Source organism: Paenibacillus cineris (genome assembly GCF_018333335.1).
GTDB lineage: Bacteria > Bacillota > Bacilli > Paenibacillales > Paenibacillaceae > Paenibacillus_AQ > Paenibacillus_AQ favisporus.
The window spans coordinates 38667-58738 of sequence record NZ_BORU01000005.1 but is presented as its reverse complement, the minus strand read 5'-3'; the positions used below and the strand labels follow the sequence as shown (position 1 = coordinate 58738).

The following is a 20072-nucleotide window of genomic DNA, read 5'->3' as shown; positions in this document are numbered from 1 at the left end:
GCGATTCCCTCCGTTATTCGTTCTGCATCGATCGTTAACCTATATTGCCGGTATCCGCAATCTCCAAGGCCAGCGTCACGATCTCGGCCGGCCCGGCCGCTACGCGGAGCGCCTCTCCGGGCTGCACAGCTTCCACCGCATCCTGCCGCTCTTCCAGAATATTGCTTCGATATGCCTGGCGATACGCAAATGTCGGCGTTACGGCAAGCTCGCTGCCGCTCGAGGTCAAATTGTACCAGCGGAAGATGAGGTCTCCTGTCTCCTCACTTCTTTTCACCGCGGACTGTGCTATTCCTTCTCCCTGCCAGCCGAACCATTGATAAACCGGCGGGAGGCTGCCCGCATGCAGGCCGACCTGTACGCCCGTCCACGGCACCTGGAACTGATAGGCTTCGTTATACGCAGCCTCAGGATTCGCAAGACCGTGCGGGATGATCATCAGCTCGGCATAGGCTTCGCCCAGGCACTGCGCTTCCGGTGTCGGGAATACGCCCCAGTCGCCCAGCTCGCCGACGGAACGCAGCAGCGTCACCGCAATCGTGTTCTGTCCGTCCTGCAGCACTTCGTATTCGTTCAAGCCCAGGTTCGCGACCGTGAGTCCCGTCCGCTCGTCCTGGATGCTGGCAAAAGCCTGCTGGTGGTGACAGTAGCTCGGGTTGGTCCATTCGGCGGACGGCTCGTTGCCGCGGGTCACGACCTCGAACATGGAATCCGCCTGGTGAACGTTGCTGGCAAGGCCGGTCGGGAACAGCATCCGCAGCCGGTGATCCTTGGCTTGGTTATGGAAGCGAGAGGATACCTTCAAACCGCGTGATCCTTTCTCCAGCGTCAAGGTCGTCTCGATGACGATCCGGACGGTCTCCTTGGAGCGGCCGGACGATCGGCCGGTGAACCATACCAGCTCCTGCTGCTCCTGCGCAAGCTTGTCTTCTGCTCCCTTCGGGATGTCCCAGGCGTGAACGACCCGGAAGGACGCCTCGTAAGGCTTGTCGGCCAGAATCGTAATCTCGGCTGCTGTATTCCGGGTCGTCAGCGGGGTTTCCCCGTCCGGCTGGCGGTACATGTATTCATTGCCGATGTCCCCGCTGTCCTCGTAAACGCACAAATTAGAGTAAATCTTGCCACTCGCTTTGTCCGTCAGCGTCACCGACCCGTCGTTTTCAATGCTAATCGACACGTATTCGTTTTCCATGGTTCGGTCCCCGGTAACAAGCGTGGACCGTTCCGCCGATGCAGCGGATTGGGAAGCCGAGCGGACGACCGCGTAGGTGCTGAAGCCGTTCGCGGGAACGTCCGTCGCCTCCAGCTCCACCCGGACCTTTCGGGCAAAATAAGGCTGCCGGAACTTGTCGTCAGGCAGATCGTATCCGAACTGCAGCCCGAGGTCGGTGATCGTGCAGTCCACCTCCCGTCCCTTGCTGTCCACCACGATCCAGTCCGCCAGCTCGAGCTGCTTGACCCGCGATTTCATTTCACCGAACGGAATGCCTTCCCGGAAATAATGACGGAGCACGTCGACTTCGACGCTGACCGTGCCGGTCCGCGTGCCGCCGGTCGTATTGAAGACGGTGAACGGAACCGCATCCGGCCCGAACGCCGCAAAGCCGGTAGTGTCGATATGTTCCGCAATAGACTGCAGGCTGTCGTCCGCAACCGCTTCGGCGACGTGCCGGCTTTTCTCGAAGCGGGTGACCATCTCGCGGTGCACTTCGTCCACGCTGCAGCCGCAGATGCTGTCATGCGGATGGTTCTGCATCAGCGTCTTCCAGGCGTACTGCAGGAGATCATGCGGATACGCCGCACCGAGCAGGCTGGCATAAGCTGCAAGCGGCTCGGCCACCTTCTCGAGCATCGCCTGGCCCCGCTGATTCAACTGCTTCAGGTAGACGCGGGAGGAAGCCGTATTGACGAGCGTCCCCCAGCCGTCCGTCCGCTGGCTGCGCAGCTCGCCCCGGACGGAGGACAATTCACGGTCCAGCGAGGATTCGAGGGCCGCCAAATAATCGATGAAATTGGAATGGACGAAGTCCGTATCCGGGAACAGTTCGCGCGCCGTGCGGATCGCCTCCGGCAGATCGAGCTGGATCGGCTGGTGGTCACAGCCGTTCATGAACAGCAGCTCCCCGGTGGAAGCATACTTGGCGGCGTCCGCCAGCTTGCGCTGCCAGTATTCTTTCGCCTCGCCCGGATCCGCAGGCACCTCATTCCCGTTCGAATACCAGTTGGCGAACAGGATGCCGAGCACCTTGGAGCCGTCCGGCCCCTCCCACTCCAGCTCGGAGAAGGAGGATTCGTAATCGCCGTCGGCGACCGTGTTGTTAAAACCAGTAGGCTTCACGCCCCGCCCGAAGAAGGCGTTATGGATGCCGGACTGCCGCATCAGCTGGGGCGTTTGTCCGGCAAGCCCGAAGGTGTCGGGAAAGTAGCCTATTTTGGCCGGCTGGCCGTAGCGCTTGGCGTCCTTGTGCCCGATCAGCATGTTGCGCACATTGGCCTCGCTGCTCGTCAGAAACGCGTCCTGCAGGATGTACCAGGGGCCGATCAGGATGCGGCCGTCCGAAATATGCTTCTCAAGCCGCGCCTGCTGCTGCGGCCGGACCTGCAGGTAATCCTCCAGAATGATCGTCTGGCCGTCCAGGAAAAAGCTGCGGTATTCCGGATCCTCATCCAGCTTGTCCAGCAGCGCATCCATCAGTTTTATCAGACGGACATGATGCTTCTCATAGGGCAGATACCATTCCCGGTCCCAATGGGTGTGGGATACGATATGAGCCGTTTTGCGGTTTGGCATGTGTTCTTCCTCCTAGCTTTTCTTGACTTGAATCTGAACCTCGTGCGGGCGGTACACCGCCTGTATTCGTCCTTCCGCATCGGCCGCAAACAGCACCGACCGCTCCTGCTCCAGCTCGAACGCATAGACGGCTCCGGTATCGTCGTCCTGCACTTCAATCTGGGCATTCCACGCATATTCCGATACGAAAATGTATAAAAAGCCTTCGAAAAACCGCAGTCTGCGCCCGTAAATCCCCGGGTTGTCCCCGCCCTGCAGCCAGGTCAGGCCGCTGGCGCAGCCGGCCGCCTCCGCCGCATAACGGTACAGCTCGGCCGTGGTGTCAATCCGTTCGTTCAGCTCAACCGGCAGCGGGCTCCAGATCAATCTGCCCGCGCCCAGCGGGATGTCGGTCACCGCGTCGGCAGCAGGCGTTCCCGAACCGGCCTGGCCGTCGCCCGACGCCAGCACCTCTTTGTTCACCTCAGCGATGCGCCGCTTCCCGAAGGAAACCGGCAGCCGCTTGCCCTGAAGGCTCAGCGTCTCCTCGCGCCGTACGTTGCGGATCTCCGTAGCGCCTAGCCGCCGCCCGCTCCGTCCGCCGCCAGTACGCGTCGATCGAGAGCGGCCCGGTCACGAGCAGCACCGCTCCCGTGCTCCGGACGATCTCAAGCAGCCTCGCCCAAGCCGCGTCCTCGATATTGTGCGGGCTTGGCAGCAGAATCAGCTTGGCCGGATGCTCCGCCAGCGGCTCCAGGTCGTATTCGGACACGGCCCGCAGCGGCAGCTTCAGCTGATAGGACAGCACGCGCGTCATCAGGCGCGTCGCCTCATTCGCAAACTTCCGGTTCGAGAAGTCGTTCGAGTATGGGAACACCGCCGCGATATCCTCCAGTTCACGGTCCCGGAACAGGTCGCGGATCCCCGCCATAAACCGGCCGAACTCGTACGAGACGTCCGCCTCCGGCTTCTCCGTACCGTCGGCCCGCAGGGCACCGATATGCGATTCGTTCGCATTATCCATATAGAAGTTCGTGTTCCAGATCCAGTGGGTCGCTCCCGCACCGCCCGTCGAGAACGCATAAGCGTACTTGCGCTCCAGCATGCTGCGCAGCTCCCGCTCGCTCCGCTTGGCCAGCCCTTCGGCCGTCTCGACGTACATGATCCCCGTCTCCTGAACGACATTCGGCTTGTCGGCCGTCTTGGCAAAAATCCCGTCCCAGACCAGATCGTCGTTCTGCCACCATGAATGCACCGTCGTATAGTCTGCTGCCTCGCGGTAAAAGAACGGCGACGGCCGCTGCGAGCCGAGCGCCTCGTCCTGGCCGACAGTGACCAGCTGATCCGGACACAGCTCCTTGATCGTGTCATACAGCTGCAGGGCCCAGCGGTTATGCATGTCCATGGAGAACAGGCAGTAATCCAGCCAGCGCGTCCCCTTCTTGCCTGAATGCATATCCTGCACGTCGAAGTTGATCTCCTGCGGCTCCGGAATCGCGGCGGCCGCAAAGCTCGGCAGCTGCTCCGGCGTCATACTCCACCGCTCCTGCAGCTGCCCGATTTGGCCGTGGCGCCGCTCCAGCCACTCCGCAAAGGCCGCCCGTTCATAGCGGTCATGCGAAGAGCGCGGCCCGGCCGAGAAAATACGCGCCGGGTCAAACATCGACGGTTCGTTGATCAGGTCCCAGTCCACGTTCGTCGTGTGACGGTGACGGGAGACGATGGAGCGGATATACCGCTTCTGGGCCTCCACGCTCTGCGGATCCAGATAAGGATTAACCCCTTCCCACGTCTCCGGCGTGAAGGAGAAGAAGGTGAACGTGACGTGAAGTCCATGCTTCTTCGCCGTCAGGATAAAGGCGTCGATCGCTCGAAGCACCTCCTCCGAGGCATGGCCGTCGACCTGCATGATGTTGCGGTAGGCGGTCCACACCCCGGTACGGATCCAATTGATGCCGGCCGCCGCCATTTGGGCCATGTCCCGGTCCCACACGTCGCTGTTCGGCAGGAACAGGAACTTCCGGGCCACATCGGACGCCATATACGTCATGCCGACAATCGGCAGCGGCCGTCCGTCCTTGAGAAAATAGTCCCGCCCGCGGGTCAGGAGGCTTCCTTCCTGAAGCAGCTGTGCGTCATGCCCCCAGAAGCCTTGACGCAGTACCCGTACTTCGCCGTCTTCCGACGCAGCGGTGCATTCCACCCGGTACAGCCCGGCGCGAAGCGCAAGCGGTACGGAAATCCGGACGAAGTCCAGCTCGCCCGTAACGCCCGTTGTGAACCGATGCTCCCACTTCTGATCCCCTTCGTCCTCCTCTACCGTAAGGACAAACGTCCATCGCTCGGCATCCCGAATCGCGGTCCGCTTCGGAAAGATCCGCTGCGTTTGCAGCGTCAAGACCGCGTGATCGTCCGGCTCATAAGCAGCGTAATTGGTCTTTAGCGACAGCTCGGTGACCGGACGCGAGGTAAACTCTGCCCAGGTGCCCAGCGCCTCTGCTCCGCCCTGATTCCAGAACGCGGAGGTGAGCGGCACATTCACGAACAGCCAGCGTGAACCGGCAAAATCACCGCGCGAGTTCTCCCACAGCACTACCGGGGCGGCTACCTCGCGGCCGTCGGCGGATATGCCGGTCAGCAGCGCATGCACCTGCGTGCTCATCGTACCCGCGGAGCCCATCTGGTGCGGCAGATCGGCGTTCCGGGTCGTGTGCGGCACCAGGTTCAGCGTGTCGCTGATGCCAAACAGCTGCTCCTGTCCGGCCAGAAGCGGGATTTGTTCCGAAGCCCGCAGACTCGCGACTGGTCCGGCGTCCACATGCAGCGTTTCATGAATGTACAGCTCTCGGTGGTAAGCGGTCTGCTCCGCCTCCGCCTTCCATGCCCCTTCCTCAAGCCGGACCGGCCGGCGGAACGGAGCCCCGCCGACGCTGACGAGCCCTCCGCCGCGTTTTAGAAACGCCGCAATGTCCGCCCATGCGTCTTTCGGAAAATACGGCGCATGCAGGTTTACGAAGCATCCTTCCTCGGCTGTCCGCAGCGCTTCGGCAAGACCTTTGGCATCGACCACTTTACCGATCTGCCGCAGCTCTTCAAGCTGCGCGGCCGGTGGAAGCGATGTCCCCGGAAACGCCGAATCATAGAAAATGATGACCGGCCGGCTCATAGAATCCCTTCTTTCATCGCTTGATAGACCAGCTGCGAGAAGAGGCTGTTCGACCAGGCAAACCACGATCTCGTATATACGGCTGGATCGTCGGCAAGGAATCCCTCATGCATATAGCCCGTTCCCGCGTCCGTCGCCTCCAGCGTCGCGATCATCTCCAGCTTTTCTTCCTTCGTGACCGCTGTCAGTCCCTGCATGGACAAAGCCATATGCCACACGTAGCCTTCCGGCGTATGCGGGCTGCCGATGCCCTTTGCCGCCCGGCCTTCGAAGTAGAACGGATTGGCTTTAGACAACGCAAAGCGTCTTGTGTTTTGATAGATCGGATCATCGGCAGTGACATAGCCCAGATAAGGAATGGACAGCAGTCCCGGAGTACCCGCGTCATCCATCAGACAGTAGTTGCCGAACCCGTCGGTCTCGTACGCGTAAATCGGTCCGAATTCCGGATGGCGGTAGATGCCGTAGAGCTGGATGCCGTGATGGATATCTTCCTCAAGCGCCTTCAGCTCCTGCAGGAAGCCCGTATCGCGGAACACCCATTCGGCAAACTCCTGCATGTGGCGCAGCGCAACCACGGCGAACATGTTGCCCGGAATGTTGTAATGAAAGTCGCACGCGTCGTCGCTGGAGCGGAAGCCGGACCAGACCATGCCCGTATAGTTGACCGGCATGCCGAGCCCTCCGTTTGCCAGCGTATCCTGCCGGATGCCGTTATTGCGCATAAAACGGTACGGCGACTGTTCCATATGACGCTGCTCGGTCCGGAACAGCTCGTAAATGATCCGCATCGCCGATTTGAATCCGGCGTCGAAAATGTCCGTCAGCCCGGTTTCCTTCCAGTACGCATAGGCGAGCCGCATGGAGAAGCACAGGGAGTCGATCTCGAACTTGCGCTCCCACACCCAAGGGCCCATATCGGTCACGTCGGCTTTGTTCCAGTGCCAGTCGTTTGCCGACTCGTTAAACGCGTTCGCGTACGGGTCGATATGTATGTACTGGATATGCCGCTTGACCAGCCCGCCGATCATCCGCTGCAGCGCGGCATCCTCTTTCGCGAAAGGCACGTAATGCATGACCTGTTCCACGGAATCACGGAGCCAGGACGCGGGAATATCCCCGGTAATGACAAAGGTGGTTCCGTCATCCATCAGCTTCGTGGTCGTTTCCAGCGTGTTCGGAAAACAGTTCTTGAACAGCTGCAGCAGCTTGGGCCGGTGCGCCAGCTTCTCTTCCGCTTCGGTCAGCACGTTCTGAATGGAAGCCGGAAGTTCCATCCGCGGCATGTTGATTTGTGGCAATCTGAATTGTTCCATTCTTGATCTCCTTTTGTATACATGGTCATATGCTCCGGGCTGATCCTAAGACGATGCGGCTAAGCCATGATTACCTTTGGCCCCGAATCCTGTCCGTTTACCCGAAAGAGGGGGAGGCCCCGCCGTGAAAAATGCAAGGCGTTCCTCCCCGTGATCGTCCGCTTATAGCGTCCCGTCCATCCGTCAGTTATGGGTCACGACTGCGCCGGATCCGCCGTACATTTCCAGCTCTTCGTCGAACTCCAGCTTCAGCACCGTTACCTGCTCATGGGTGTCCTCCGGGGTCATGTGAATCCAAGTCGTTCCCGGGATGTTGAACCACGGCACCCCGCCGTGAATTTCATGCGAGAGCTCTTTGCCCGAGTGGAGCACGGTGATCTTTTTGATCGGGTTGCACAGCCCTTTGAGGCAGACGTTTTCCTTCGGATCGTCATAGACAAACAGGTACAGCGTCTTGCGGTCCTTGGACACCGTGCTGCCTCCGAGGTAATAACGGGTCATGATGCCTTCTTCCGTGCCGAACACCGCCTCTTCGTGAGTGCGGATCCAATCGCCCAATCCGAGCAAAATATCTTCCTGCCGCTTGTCGATCGTGCCGTCTTCCCGCGGTCCGATATCGAGGAGCATGTTGCCGCCCATCGAAATGCAGTCACAGAACATGCGGATGATCTGGTTCAGCGACTTGTATTTGTTATCTGTCGGCACGTAGCCCCAGGACGTGTTGATCGTCGTGCAGAACTCCCATGGCCCCTCCGGTCTCGTGATCGGAATGCCCTGCTCCGGCGTTTTGTAATCGCCGTGGCCCTGCAGGCGGGAATTGATAATGATGTCCGGATTCAGCGTGTGCAAATATTCCTTAAAGGCCGGCAGGTTCCACTGCTCGGCGCTGCGCTCCCAGTCCCCGTCGAACCAGAGCAGATCGACCTTGCCGTAATTCGTCAAAATTTCCCGCAGCTGGTTGTTGTTAAACTCGAGGAACTTCTGCCAGCGCTCTTCGTCCTGAATGCCGTCTTGAGGACTGGAGAAGCGGTTGGCCGTGCTCAAATCCTCCGGCACCTTGCCCCCTTCATAGACACTCGGATAGTCGGGATGGGACCAGTCGATCAAGGAATAGTACATGCCCAGATGGATCCCGCGCTTCTGGATGGCCTCCGCGTACTCCTTAACGATATCCCGCTTGGCCGGCGTTTTCTGAATGACGTTCAGATCGCTGTACTTCGTGTCCCAGAGCGCTACCCCGTCATGGTGCTTCGTTGTCAGCACCGCATATTTGGCGCCGGACTTTTCGATCAAGTCGGCCCACGCTTCAGCATCGAATTTCGACGCCGTAAATCCGTCCAGCTGCTTCATGTATTGTTCATAGGGAATGTGTCCGTTGTAAAATGACCAGGATTCAGCCACTCCGTCGACGGCATAAATGCCGTAGTGGATAAAAATCCCCAGCTTTGCGTTTTCAAACCATGGTTGCATATCGGTCGCACCTTTCGCGTTGTATTCGGTTGTTTATAGCCGGTGTTTGGATCTATACTCTTATGCCGCGTCTGCCCGCTGTCTTAGCGGATACGGAACACGTGCGCGATCGGCGCCAGCCCTTCGCGTTCCTTCTCCGGAAGGCGGATGGCAACGCCGTCATCCGTGCGCCGGAATTCCAGATTGTCTGCTCCGCCGACGAGATCGATCCGGCTGAACGGCTGCTGCAGCGGCAGATGCAGCTCCGCTGGAACCGCTTCGTGTTCGTCCCGGTACAGGTAAAAGGCGTAGGTCGTGTCGCCTTTTTGGGTGAACTGCACCCGGCCGACCGAATACGGCTCGCAAATCCGCGTGCCATAAATGGCTTCGCCGTGAACCTTCAACCATGCGCCCATGCCCTTGATGCGGGAGATGGCCGTTTTGGAGATGCGTCCGTCAGGCTGCGGTCCCACATTCAGCGCCAAATTGCCGCCCTTAGCAACAATTTCAACCAGCAGATGGATCAGCTGGCGGACCGTCTTGTAGTCGTCCTCATAGCGGAAGGAGAAGGCCGATCCCATCGTGATGCAGCTCTCCCAAGGTACGCTCAGCGCGCGTTCGGGCAGCGTCTGTTCCGGCGTGATCAAGTTTTCGTAAGGTCCGCCTACCGTGCGGTCCGCCGACAGCAGCCAAGGCTGAATTTTCCGCGCCCGCTCAACCACTTCGCCCAGACGGATGTTCTGATCCCGATAGTCGTTGACCCAGCCGGCATCCAGCCACAGCACGTCGATCTTTCCATAATTCGTCATGAGCTCCATGATCTGTTCATGGGTGAACTGGACGAACTGCTCCCACAGCCACGGATATTCCTTCGGATCGTAGGTCGGCCCGCGGGATGTCGTTGTACCCGGCTTCATCCCGGGAGCCCAGTAATACGGGGTGTGCCAGTCCGCCTTGGAGAAGTAGGCGGAGATGCCGAGCCCCTTTTCCCGGAAAGCGTTAAACAGCTGCTTGGTGATATCCGCGTATTTGTGCGTATGGAACGGGCAGTCCGGCCCGGTGATACGGTAGTCGGTCGTCTTCGTGTCCCACATGCAGAACCCGTCATGGTGCTTGGTCGTAAAGTTTAAATATTTAAAGCCGTTCTCGGCGGCCAGATCCGCCCACAGCTCCGGCTGGAAACGGAGCGGATTGAACGTTTTGTTCAAGGCAAAATACTCGCGTTTCAGTTCCTCCGCATCGATGTCCCAGTCGATTTCGTTTCTGGACCATTCCTCATCCACGTCGCTCAGCGCCCAGGATTCCACCAATCCGAGCTGGGAATAAGGCCCCCAGTGCATCATCAGGCCCAGTTTCTGGTCCTTGAACCACTCCAGACGCTCCAGCAGCAGCGGGTCCTCTGGTTTCACCCAATGTTCTTCACTGCTGTAATTGTGGACGCCTTCCACGACGATGGATTCCTGTTCTTCCTGGACCTGCTTGATTTCGCTCATCGTACACCCTCCATTAATTCGGATTTTTACCATAGATTGAGCTGCCCGCCGCTAAACCGCGCCTTCCTATCAACAAAATTCTCCATATTTCGACTTCTTTCGTTTTACTCTCTATGTCCAAAAGCCCGAAATATTGGTATCATGGAACTTGATCAGACGCATTACGGTTAACGGGAGGCAGAATTGTTGAAGAAAAATTACTTCAAGTCCAAGCTGTTTTTGAAATATATCTGGTCCTATTTGTTTATCTTGTTGATTCCCTTGATCCTCATGACGATCTTTATTTATGAAAACGCTGTGACGAATCTCCGCTCCGAGATCGAGCACTCCCGGCTGGATCAGCTGACCCAGACTAAAGTGATCATTGACGGGCGGATGAAGGAGCTCAGCGAAATCGCTTCCCGTGTCTCCTATGACGAGAGGCTGACGAAATACCGGGTCCATGACCCGCTGACGAGCGGAGACGCCATTCAGGCACTGGATCAGTACAAGGCAACCAGCTCGATCATCGGCGAAATTTTCCTCTATTTTCATAAAGATGAGAAAATCTATTCCAGCAACGGCCTGTACAATCTTGATGTATTCGCCAAAAAGTTCAGCTTTCAGAGCTGGGACAAGAGCCGGATGTTCAAGGATCTCAATGAGGGGCAATATCCGGAGATGCGTCCCGCCGATACGGTCAGCAACGCTTCCGGTTTAAAAGAAACGATGCTCGCGTACCTAATTCCGATTACACCCAACAGTCCGACGCCGCACGGAACGGTCATGTATTTGATCCGGGAATCTGAGCTTACCAGCCTGATCGATTCCATTCTCGGCAGCTATCAGGGGTTGACGTATATTCTTGATAACGAAGGCCGCATTCTGGTGGACAACCGTCAAGGCGAAGCGCTCACCGGAAGTGAGGCCAAGTCGCTGATCAATCTGTCCCCTGGCATTCACGAACGGACCATTAACGGCAAGGCGCATTCCATCGTCTCGGTCAAATCCGATAATAACGGCTGGACCTACGTTACCGCCATGCCGAGCTCGCAATTTTTCAGCAGCGTTCTGCATGTGCGGAGCTTTATCATCCTGCTGTTCATCATTGTCGTCCTAGTCGGCGCGGCCATCGCGCTGCTCCTTGCCCGCATGCAGTACCAGCCGATCTCGATGCTCGTTGAGTTTGCCTCCACCAACTCCCCGGCCAAGCGGCCGCAGAGCGGCAAGACGCCGTCCGGCAACGAGCTGGACCGGATCCGCACCGCGCTTCAGGAATACAGCTCGCGGATCGATTTGCAGGAGCCGTTCGCCCGCAACCACTTCCTGTCGATGCTGCTGAAGTACGGCAGCGCCCAGAGCCTGTCGCCGGAGCTGCGGGAGGCGTTCGACCTTCATTTTGACCGGTCACGGTACTTTGTGATGGTCATCGGGTCGGAGCCGGCAGAGCAGGAGAAAAGCGACCGGCAGGACCGCACCGAAATGATCCGGCTGCTGACCCAGATCGAATTCCCTGAGCTGGCAGCTCTCGGCTATGGCGTGGAGCTTCCGCAGCTGGACCAGCTGGGGCTCATCATCTGCTACGATCCGGAAGAAGGCGCCGAGGAGTTCAACCGGATGCACCAGATCGTTGAGGCGGTCCGCGGCTGTCTGCTCGAATCCTTCGACGTCTTTCCGATGATCGGCGTCGGCACCAGCTATCCGAGCCCGGACCAGCTGAACCAGTCCTTCATCGAAGCCTGCTCGGCTTTCGAGCTGCGGGCGACCACCGGCCAAGGCAGCGTCACGTATTTCGAGAAGCTGTCCTACACGCCGGACCATACGGCCTGGGTGCCGAATAACACGCTGATGAAGCTGTCCCAGAGCTTGAAGCAGGGCAGCTACGACGTTGCCGCCCAAATTATCTCCTTGTCGGTGCAGGACCTGCAGGCGGCCGAGGTATCGGCGATGCTGATGCGCTGCGTCTGCTTCGACCTGCTCAACACGATCCTCAAGACCGCATCCGAGCTCGGTATCCACAGCGTGCTGCAGGACGTGCCTCCAGGCATGGTGTACAGCAGCTCGCTCGAGGAAGTCGAACGCGGCCTGCTCAGCCTCGCTTCCCGGGTCTGCAGCCAGGTCGAGCGGAATAACCAGAAGGAAGAGCAGTCGATGATCGATCGGATCGTCGCTTACATCGACGGGCATTACACCGACCATACGCTGAGCCTGGAGAGCGTCGCTTTTGAATTCGACATCTCGCCGTCTCACGTCAGCCGGTCGTTCAAGGAAAAGATGGGGCTGAACTTCATCCAGTATGTCTGGCAGAAACGCCTCGAAGAAGTGATTCATCAGCTGCGGACGACCAGCGATCCGCTCAAGGACATCATTCTGCGGGTCGGCTACCAGGACACCCCGAACTTCACGCGGAAGTTCAAGAAGGAGACCGGCTACACGCCGGGGCAGTACCGGAAGCTGTTCTCCGAAACCGGCCAGCCTCCCGCTTCTTCCGATCCGGACGACGAATAAGGCTGCGCTTCTTCCCGCTTCTTCCCGCTTCTTCCCGCTTCTTCTTAAAGCAATAGCCAACTCCCCTGCCGCTTGCGCAGCAGGGCGATGTTGGCTATTTGCTTTTGCATGGTGCGGATGATCCGGTTACTTGCCCGAGTTCCAGCGGTCGTAAGCGCCCTGGTACAGCTCGGCGATCCGGTCGCCTCCCATTTTTTTGATTTGCGCTGCATACTTGTCCCAGTTCGAGAGCGGTTCCTGGCCGGTCACAAACTTCGCTTCCATCTGCTTGACATAGGTGTTCAGGTCGGACAACAGTGCCGTTGCTTCCGTCTGCTCTTCATTGGTCAAATAGACGTTCGGGAACGGCGTTTTGCCGATCGGCGTCAGCTTCTCCGCGTTTTCCTTGTCGATGAAGCGGTCGAAGTCGCTCTTCAGCCCTTTGGTCAATTCCGCGGAATTCATGCCCGGTGCGAGAATGCCGTAGTTCGGCGTCAGTGTGCCGCGATATTCCTCACGGTCGCCGCCGCCCGGTACCGGCAGCCATTCTTTCTCATGAGCTTCTTTATCTTTGTATTTCCAGAGCGTATTTTCCGGTCCCTGACTGAACAGCGTCGCTCCGTCATAACCGTATTGGTAATCGATCCAGCGCATCGTCGCTTCCGGATTCGGGTCCTTGCTCGTAATCGCAAACGTGCCGTTGGCCGAAATGCCCGGATGCTTGCCGTAGACTGGCGTTCCCGGAATTTCGCTGGCGACCGGCGTCATGAGCGGGTTGTCCGAGCTTGGCTCGCCGCCCAGCGTGAAGTAAGGGAAATAGTCGTTGAACACGCCGATCTGGTTGTTTTGCCCCTTGGCCTTCTTCTGATCCGGCGTCTGCGAGAACGTCTCGTGATCCAGAAGGTCTTCCTTCCACAGTTTATTCATGAAGGTCAGGTAGCCCTTATAACCCTCTTCTTGCGGCGTATAGTGCACTTTTCCGTCCTTGTCGGCGTAAATGACTTCGTCATAGATGCCCCAGAAGCCGAGGAAATACATGCGCAGGTCGTCCAGCTTGACCGAGGTCAGCGGAATTTCATCCTTTTTGCCGTTGCCGTTCGGATCTTCGTCTTTGAAGCGTTTCAGCAGCGTGTACAGCTCGTCGGTTGTCTTCGGCAGCTCGGTTACGTTCAGCGCCTTCAGGAACTTGCCGTTATACCACATCGGGCTGCGGTACCATACCGCCGACAGATCGATGTTCGGGAGCGCGTAGATATGCCCGTCAGGCGTCGTAAACGACTTGCGGATATCCGGATGCTCGTCGAAAATTTTCTTGATGTTCGGCGCATAGCCTTCATCGATATACTTTTCGAGCGGGATCAGAACGCCCTGACTGCCGTATGTCACCTGCTCCGCCGGTTTCAAATCCGCCGCATAAAATATATCCGGCAAGTCTCCGCTCGCGAATACGAGGTTCTTTTTCGTTTCAAAGCTGTCGATCGGCGAAAGCTGGTATTCCAGGTGGATGCCCGTCAATTTCTCCATCTCTTGCAGTACGGGCATTTTGTTCCAGTCGGCCACGCCCGCGTCCTGGGACATCACTTTTAGCGTGAGCGGCTTGTCCACGATCGGAAAGCCTTCTTTTTTAACCCCTTCGGCCGCAGATCCGGCAGCTGAGGAGGAACCCCCGTCGCCGTTGGAACCGCAGGCTGCCAGCAGGCTGGCGGATACGGTGAGGCAGAGCAGAATGGATGACGCCTTGCGAAGCTTTTTCATGTTTTATAAACTCCCCTTTTTGACTTGATGTCGATTCTAAGCAGGCAGGATCAGCCCTTTACGGAACCAATCATAACACCTTGCACAAAGTAACGCTGGAGAAATGGATAAATGACAATCACCGGAATCGTGGCGACGATAATCACGGAATACTTCACCAGAGCGGCGATTTCCGCCTTGTTGTTCATCGCGGCTGCCGTGGAGGCGTCGATCGCTCCTCCGCCCTGCGCGGCCATTTCCTGCAGCACCAGAATCTGGCGCAGCACCAGCTGCAGCGGGTATTTCGCCGAGTCGTTCAGGTAAATGAGCGCCGAGAAGTAGCTGTTCCAGTTGCCCACCCCGTAGAACAGGGCCATGACCGCGATGATTGGCATCGACAGCGGCAGGATAATCTTCACGAACAGCCGCATGTTCGTACACCCGTCGATCTGCGCCGCTTCCTGCAGCTCCTTCGGAATCGAGCTCTGGAAGAACGTCCGTGAGACGATGATGTTCCAGATCGACGCGGCCGACGGAATGACGATCGCCCACATCGTGTTGACCATGCCCAGCTGCTTCACCAGGAGGTACGTCGGCACCAGGCCGCCCCCGAAAAACATCGTGACCATGAACATGCCCATAAAGAAGTTGCGGCCGACAAAGTCCTTGCGGCTCAGCGCATACGCCGCCGGCAGCGTCACGAGCAGGTTGATCGCGGTCCCGACCACGGTGTACAGAATTGTGTTGCCATACCCCGTCCAGATGCTTGTGTTCTCGAACACCCGCTTGTAGCCGTCAAACGTAATGCCTTTCGGCCACAGCCACATCTCCCCCGACCCGACCGCTTTCGGGTCGCTGATGGAGGCGCTGACCATGTACACCAGCGGGTAGAACACGATTAGAAACGCCAGAAACACATACAGGTAATTGAAGGCGAGAAAAACTTTATCCCGCCGGGTTTCTCTGACTCCGGATAACATCGAAGCCCCTCCTCTCTACCACAAACTGTTCTCGCTCGTACGGCGGACGATCTGATTGACGACGATGAGCAATACCGCATTGATGACCGAGTTGAACAGGCCGATGGCGGTCGAGAAGCTGTACTGCGCATCCACCAGACCCGAGCGGTAGACGAAGGTGGAAATGACGTCCGACGAGCTCATGTTGAGCGGGTTTTGCAGCAGCAGGATTTTCTCAAAGCCGACCCCGAGCAGGCTGCCCATATTCAGGATGAGCAGGATGGTCATCGTCGGGACCAGCACCGGGATGTTGATGTGCCGCAAGCGCTGGAAGCGCGAGGCCCCGTCGATAATCGCCGCCTCATGCAGCCCCGGATCAACGCCCGAGAGCGCGGCGAGATAGATGATCGTGCCCCAGCCGGCGCTCTGCCACACGTCCGAGAAGACGTACATCGTCTTAAACCAGCGCGGGTCGGTGAGGAAGTCCGGCGCTTTCAGTCCCAGCCCCTCGATCATGTGGGTGACGATCCCCGTCGACGGCGAAAGGAACGTGATAATCATCCCCGCCATAACGACCATGGAAATGAAGTGCGGCGCGTACGTCACCGTCTGGGACAGCTTCTTGAAGAAGCCGTTTCGGACTTCGTTGAAGGCCAGTGCCAGAATGATCGGGATCGGAAACCCGATGGCCAGCGAGTACAAGCTGATGCTCAGCGTGTTCCAGAGTAGATCCCAGAAGTAGTAGGAATGAAAGAAGCGGACGAAGTGGTCGAAGCCGACCCACGGGCTTCCCGTGATTCCTTTTGTCGGAATGAAGTTCTTGAACGCGATCTGGATGCCGTACATCGGCCCGTAACAGAAAATAAGAAAGTACAAAAAGGCCGGCGCAATAAACAGGTACAGCTCCCAGTTCATAATGATGCGCTTCCATAAACCTTTGCCTTTTCTCTTTGTCGGCATGGCCGCCGCCGGGCGGCCGGCAAACGCCGTATTGGTTTCCTGCATAGGATCACCCCTTCCTGATAAATGGTTTGTGCTCCACCCATCGTTGCCACAGTATGTCAGGTGTGCTAACGCTTACATTTTTACGATAGCCCAGGGGAGCGGTGCTCGTAAATATGTCATTTTAGCTGCTGCCCCTAACCCCCGGTGACAAGGTGCCTGCGGCCTGATGACAAGCGGCTTGGACAAGCGGACAATGTGTCATTTTTGAGTGATCCGGCGTGATATGGGCGGCATATCAAAATTGACCAACCGAGCAAAAAAGACTCCCGGCTCAATCGGCCGGCAGCCTTCCTCTTGTGATGTGATCCTTATGTCTCGCCCGCCTTCCCAAACATTACTTCACGGGCTGGGGGGCCATATTGGTTATCCGTCTCCTGACTTGCCTGACAGGTTTGCACAACAAAAATAACGATACCCACGATCGGTATCAGGGCGATCAAGTTCCACCAACCGCTTCTTCCCGTATCGTGGAGTCTGCGGCATGCAACCGCCAAAGCCGGCAAGAAGGTAGCTGCAAAATAGATCCCGGATAATATGTAAGACAGCCCCACGATTTCCTCGACGACGGAAAGCACGATGTAGATTACTCCTTCATACAGCATAAACATCCAATATTCCTTTTTGGACGCCCTCCCCTGAAATCCTGCGTAATTTTTCAATGCTTTTAAATACTATTCCATTCTAAACTTCCCCTATCCTATATTGAATCCGATTGAGTTTAGCATGAAATAGAACACAGCAGATACTATCAAATTTTTCCATGAAATTTCAGAAATGAAAAAAAGCGGCCGACTGCTGAGAAGTCGGCTGCTTTACAAAAGGATCATGATTTTGATTTGGCCTCCCTTTTAAACTTGAGTGCAGCAAGGATAAATAACGCTCCTCCCAGCATCCAAAATGGCTCCCAAAAAAAGAGCCTCCACCTGAGCGCAAAATCGTCAATCTGCAGGGACAGCAGCCCTATGCAGGCAAAAATAAGAGAAACAACGTTGGTCAGGCCGTATAAGAATAGCAAAATCCCCGCTAGTAGCCCTAAAACATATAAAACCCGGTTCGTCATGCTCGACCATGGCCTTAGAAGCAGCAGCAAAAATAAACCGCCGCACAATTTCACGAATCCAGTAAGCCAGACCATGGCTATGAACGATGCTTCTCTTTCTATGGCTTGATTATAGATGAACCCTCCTAATGTATTTACGCCAATCATGCCTCCGCCTGCCCAGTAAAAGCTGATGATCGCAAACAGAAGGCACCAGATAAACCCCGTAAAGATATACACTTCTTTATGTTGGATCATTCCCATCCTTTGCCTTCCCTTAATAGTCATCGCACTCCTGCCTAAGTCCGGGCACTTTTTGAGCTATGCAGTATCCATTTTGCCCATTTGTGCTCTCAATTGTCTATCTCTCTCCATCTTTTAATAATGCGTCAAAATAGCATCGCCTTCTGAAAATATCGAATATGTAAACCAATCTATCAATTTATTCCTATGGATTGGCAGACAAACCGCTTGTCCCAAGAAATACCCCGCATATGCCCGTTTTCTCAAAATATAGCCGTTAGTCTAGCAAATGATAGTTATCAGTCCATGCCAAATGTGAAGCAAACCCATACTCTGTAGACAAATCGACAGGAGGTGTATATCATTGCATTGTCCAAGAAAGCATTGCAGAGGTAAAATTGTTTTTCACCACCATAGAAATAAGAAACACCGCGTCATTAAAAAGATCGTAAAGGTAAACTGTCCTCCACCGAAAATTAAAGTAAATGCTCCGGCCGGTCCTCAAGGTCCTGCAGGAGCACAAGGTCTCCCGGGACCACAAGGTCTTCCTGGAGCACAAGGCATTCCAGGACTACAGGGTGCTACCGGTCCTCAAGGTCCTGCAGGAGCACAAGGCCCTGCCGGTCCTCAAGGTCCTGCCGGTCCAGCCGGGGGCATCGCATCGTTTGCATTCTTGTGCAGCACGGTCGATCAAACCGTAGCCGCAGCCCCTACTCCCGGTGGCCAAGGCGGCGCCGTCACTTTTAATAACTCCGTCATTAACGGAACGGCCACTTCTTTTACCAGCCCTTCCACCGTCAATATCCTGGAAACCGGTTTCTATAACATCAGCTGGGAAGTATTCCCGACTGCCGGAAACAGCGCATTCGGCCTGTTCTTCGATCCGGATGCCGCCGGACCGCTGCCTGCCACGCTGGTTCCTTGCAGTAATTATGGCTCCGGTGCGGGCAATAACCCTTATCAAGGTCAAGTCGTAGCACGATTAACCGCGGGAGGCATCTTGACTCTGAACCGAACCGATAATATGGGTACCCAAACACTTCAGGGTAGCATAGGCGGCGGAACGCCTACGACTAGCGCTTCGATCGTCATTGAAAAATTGGCGTCGGCCTAAACAACCTAGCGGCGGCTCCAAGATTATTAGTAATATATGCGCAAGAAATCGCTTTGCTACTAGCATAGCGATTTCTTGGCGTTTGTTGCATATTTGATCATCGGTTTTCAATCAAGATCCAAATCAGCTTTGCTGAGTTTCTTGTTTTGATAGAATGTGCTTCACGCCCCACTCGCTGATCTGATCCAGAAATTCAATCATAGACCGTCCCGCCGAAGTCAGCGCATATTCCACTCTGGGCCGGGGCTCCGGGTATGATTTCCGTTCAATAATGCTGTCACGCTCCAGCTCACGGAGCTGTTCCGTCAGTACCTTCTTGGAGATGGACGGTAAATGGCGCTGCAATGCGCTGTAACGCACGGGCTGGTCGTTTTTGTACAAATACCGGTATATCGGTATCTTCCATCTCCCGCTTAGACTGGATATGACCACCTCGACCGGACACTCATTCAGCTGCACAGGCATTGGACTCCCTCCCTATTTTTTTCCAACATTATACACCAAGCTGCGTGCGCATGCCTGGATACAAAAAAGTTCCTTATTGTTCCCGGCATGGACCCAGTTCTATAATGGCTCGTGAGGGGGGAAGCGAACATGAAAATCGGGATTTTGGGATCCGGAAATGTAGGTAAAGCGTTAGCTAAAGGTTTAGCGGTGTCGGGCCATCGCGTTGTCGTGAGCAGCCGGGAACCTGATCATCCGAAACACGCATCTTGGAAAAAAGAGAGCGGTAGTTCGGTCGGAATGGTCACTTTTGACGAAGCCGCCCGGTTTGGAGAGACGATGATTCTGGCGCTTCCCTGGAATGGTTTGAAAGACGTGCTGGAATCCATCGACCCTGCCTGTTTAAAAAATAAAACCGTCATCGACGTCAGCAATGCCGTATCCTTTGACGGCGGGCCGCGTTTGCTCCATAACGAAACATCTGCAGGGGAAATCGTCCAACAGCTGCTGCCTGACAGTTCTATCGTTAAAACACTAAATATCGTCAGCGATCAAATCATGGTTCACCCGCATTTTAGCGAAGGCTCACCGGTCATGTTTATATCCGGCAACAACTTGGAGTCCAAGGAGCAAGTCAGGACTCTGTTGAAAGACCTCGGCTGGTCAACGATTATTGATCTGGGGGATATCAGCCGAAGCCGCCTTCAGGAATCCATCATGCTTGCCTGCGTCATCAGCGAAATGCAGCTGCCATCACCGAGTGCGGCTTTTGCCTTGTTAACACGTGGATAAATCCGTCATCGATCCGTTCGGAAACATGGTGGAAAGTTCGGAGCATCCAGGTAAAACAACAGGATATGTCGTTTATCACTTG

The 20072-nt window shown here is 56.3% G+C and carries 13 protein-coding genes and 1 pseudogene; 3 read left to right on the top strand and 11 right to left on the bottom strand.

Annotated features, from left to right (window positions below; translation table 11 throughout):
- Positions 1-34 precede the first annotated feature (34 nt).
- From KI379_RS29600 to KI379_RS29580, 5 genes and pseudogenes are all read right to left on the bottom strand, one after another.
- Positions 35-2791 (bottom strand): alpha-mannosidase, encoded by a 2757-nt coding sequence (locus KI379_RS29600; RefSeq protein ID WP_212985813.1) that lies wholly within the window; start codon positions 2789-2791, stop codon positions 35-37.
- A 12-nt stretch (positions 2792-2803) separates the two neighbouring features.
- Positions 2804-5936 (bottom strand): annotated as a pseudogene (locus KI379_RS29595) (beta-galactosidase).
- On the bottom strand, positions 5933-7252 hold the full coding sequence (locus KI379_RS29590; protein WP_145163527.1) for a glycoside hydrolase family 125 protein: 1320 nt from the start codon (positions 7250-7252) through the stop codon (positions 5933-5935). Before KI379_RS29590 ends, KI379_RS29595 begins: the two are co-directional and overlap by 4 nt.
- Positions 7253-7435: 183 nt before the next feature.
- Complete coding sequence (locus tag KI379_RS29585; RefSeq protein WP_212985812.1) at positions 7436-8722, bottom strand: alpha-L-fucosidase; 1287 nt, start codon at positions 8720-8722, stop codon at positions 7436-7438.
- 83 nt (positions 8723-8805) lie between these two features.
- Positions 8806-10194, bottom strand: a complete 1389-nt coding sequence (locus tag KI379_RS29580; RefSeq protein ID WP_212985811.1) for an alpha-L-fucosidase — start codon at positions 10192-10194, stop codon at positions 8806-8808.
- A 186-nt stretch (positions 10195-10380) separates the two neighbouring features.
- Between KI379_RS29580 and KI379_RS29575 the strand changes: the two genes are divergently transcribed.
- Entirely contained in the window at positions 10381-12681 is a 2301-nt protein-coding gene (locus tag KI379_RS29575) for a helix-turn-helix domain-containing protein (protein ID WP_212985810.1), read from the top strand.
- Positions 12682-12807: 126 nt separating this feature from the next.
- Here the strand turns inward: KI379_RS29575 and KI379_RS29570 are convergent, their stop codons facing one another.
- The 5 genes from KI379_RS29570 to KI379_RS29550 form a co-directional block, all read right to left on the bottom strand.
- On the bottom strand, positions 12808-14415 hold the full coding sequence (locus tag KI379_RS29570; protein WP_089548583.1) for an ABC transporter substrate-binding protein: 1608 nt from the start codon (positions 14413-14415) through the stop codon (positions 12808-12810).
- A gap of 50 nt (positions 14416-14465) precedes the next feature.
- Positions 14466-15374, bottom strand: coding sequence for a carbohydrate ABC transporter permease (locus tag KI379_RS29565; RefSeq protein WP_076173532.1), 909 nt, complete (start codon positions 15372-15374; stop codon positions 14466-14468).
- 15 nt (positions 15375-15389) lie between these two features.
- Positions 15390-16358, bottom strand: a complete 969-nt coding sequence (locus KI379_RS29560) for an ABC transporter permease (RefSeq protein ID WP_105444953.1) — start codon at positions 16356-16358, stop codon at positions 15390-15392.
- A 308-nt stretch (positions 16359-16666) separates the two neighbouring features.
- Positions 16667-17017: a DUF805 domain-containing protein gene (locus KI379_RS29555; protein ID WP_280518789.1), complete on the bottom strand. Its 351-nt coding sequence runs from the start codon at positions 17015-17017 to the stop codon at positions 16667-16669.
- Between the two features lie 164 nt (positions 17018-17181).
- On the bottom strand, positions 17182-17661 hold the full coding sequence (locus KI379_RS29550; protein WP_244169366.1) for a DUF3995 domain-containing protein: 480 nt from the start codon (positions 17659-17661) through the stop codon (positions 17182-17184).
- 652 nt (positions 17662-18313) lie between these two features.
- On the opposite strand from KI379_RS29550, the gene KI379_RS34190 reads away from it, so the two are divergent.
- A complete protein-coding gene (locus KI379_RS34190) occupies positions 18314-18754 on the top strand; it encodes a hypothetical protein (protein ID WP_244879490.1) in 441 nt (146 codons plus the stop codon).
- Between the two features lie 123 nt (positions 18755-18877).
- Here KI379_RS34190 and KI379_RS29540 read toward each other — a convergent pair whose 3' ends face one another.
- Positions 18878-19219, bottom strand: a complete 342-nt coding sequence (locus KI379_RS29540) for a winged helix-turn-helix transcriptional regulator (RefSeq protein WP_076173529.1) — start codon at positions 19217-19219, stop codon at positions 18878-18880.
- 129 nt (positions 19220-19348) lie between these two features.
- Between KI379_RS29540 and KI379_RS29535 the strand changes: the two genes are divergently transcribed.
- On the top strand, positions 19349-19990 hold the full coding sequence (locus tag KI379_RS29535) for an NADPH-dependent F420 reductase (RefSeq protein WP_076173528.1): 642 nt from the start codon (positions 19349-19351) through the stop codon (positions 19988-19990).
- Positions 19991-20072 lie beyond the last annotated feature (82 nt).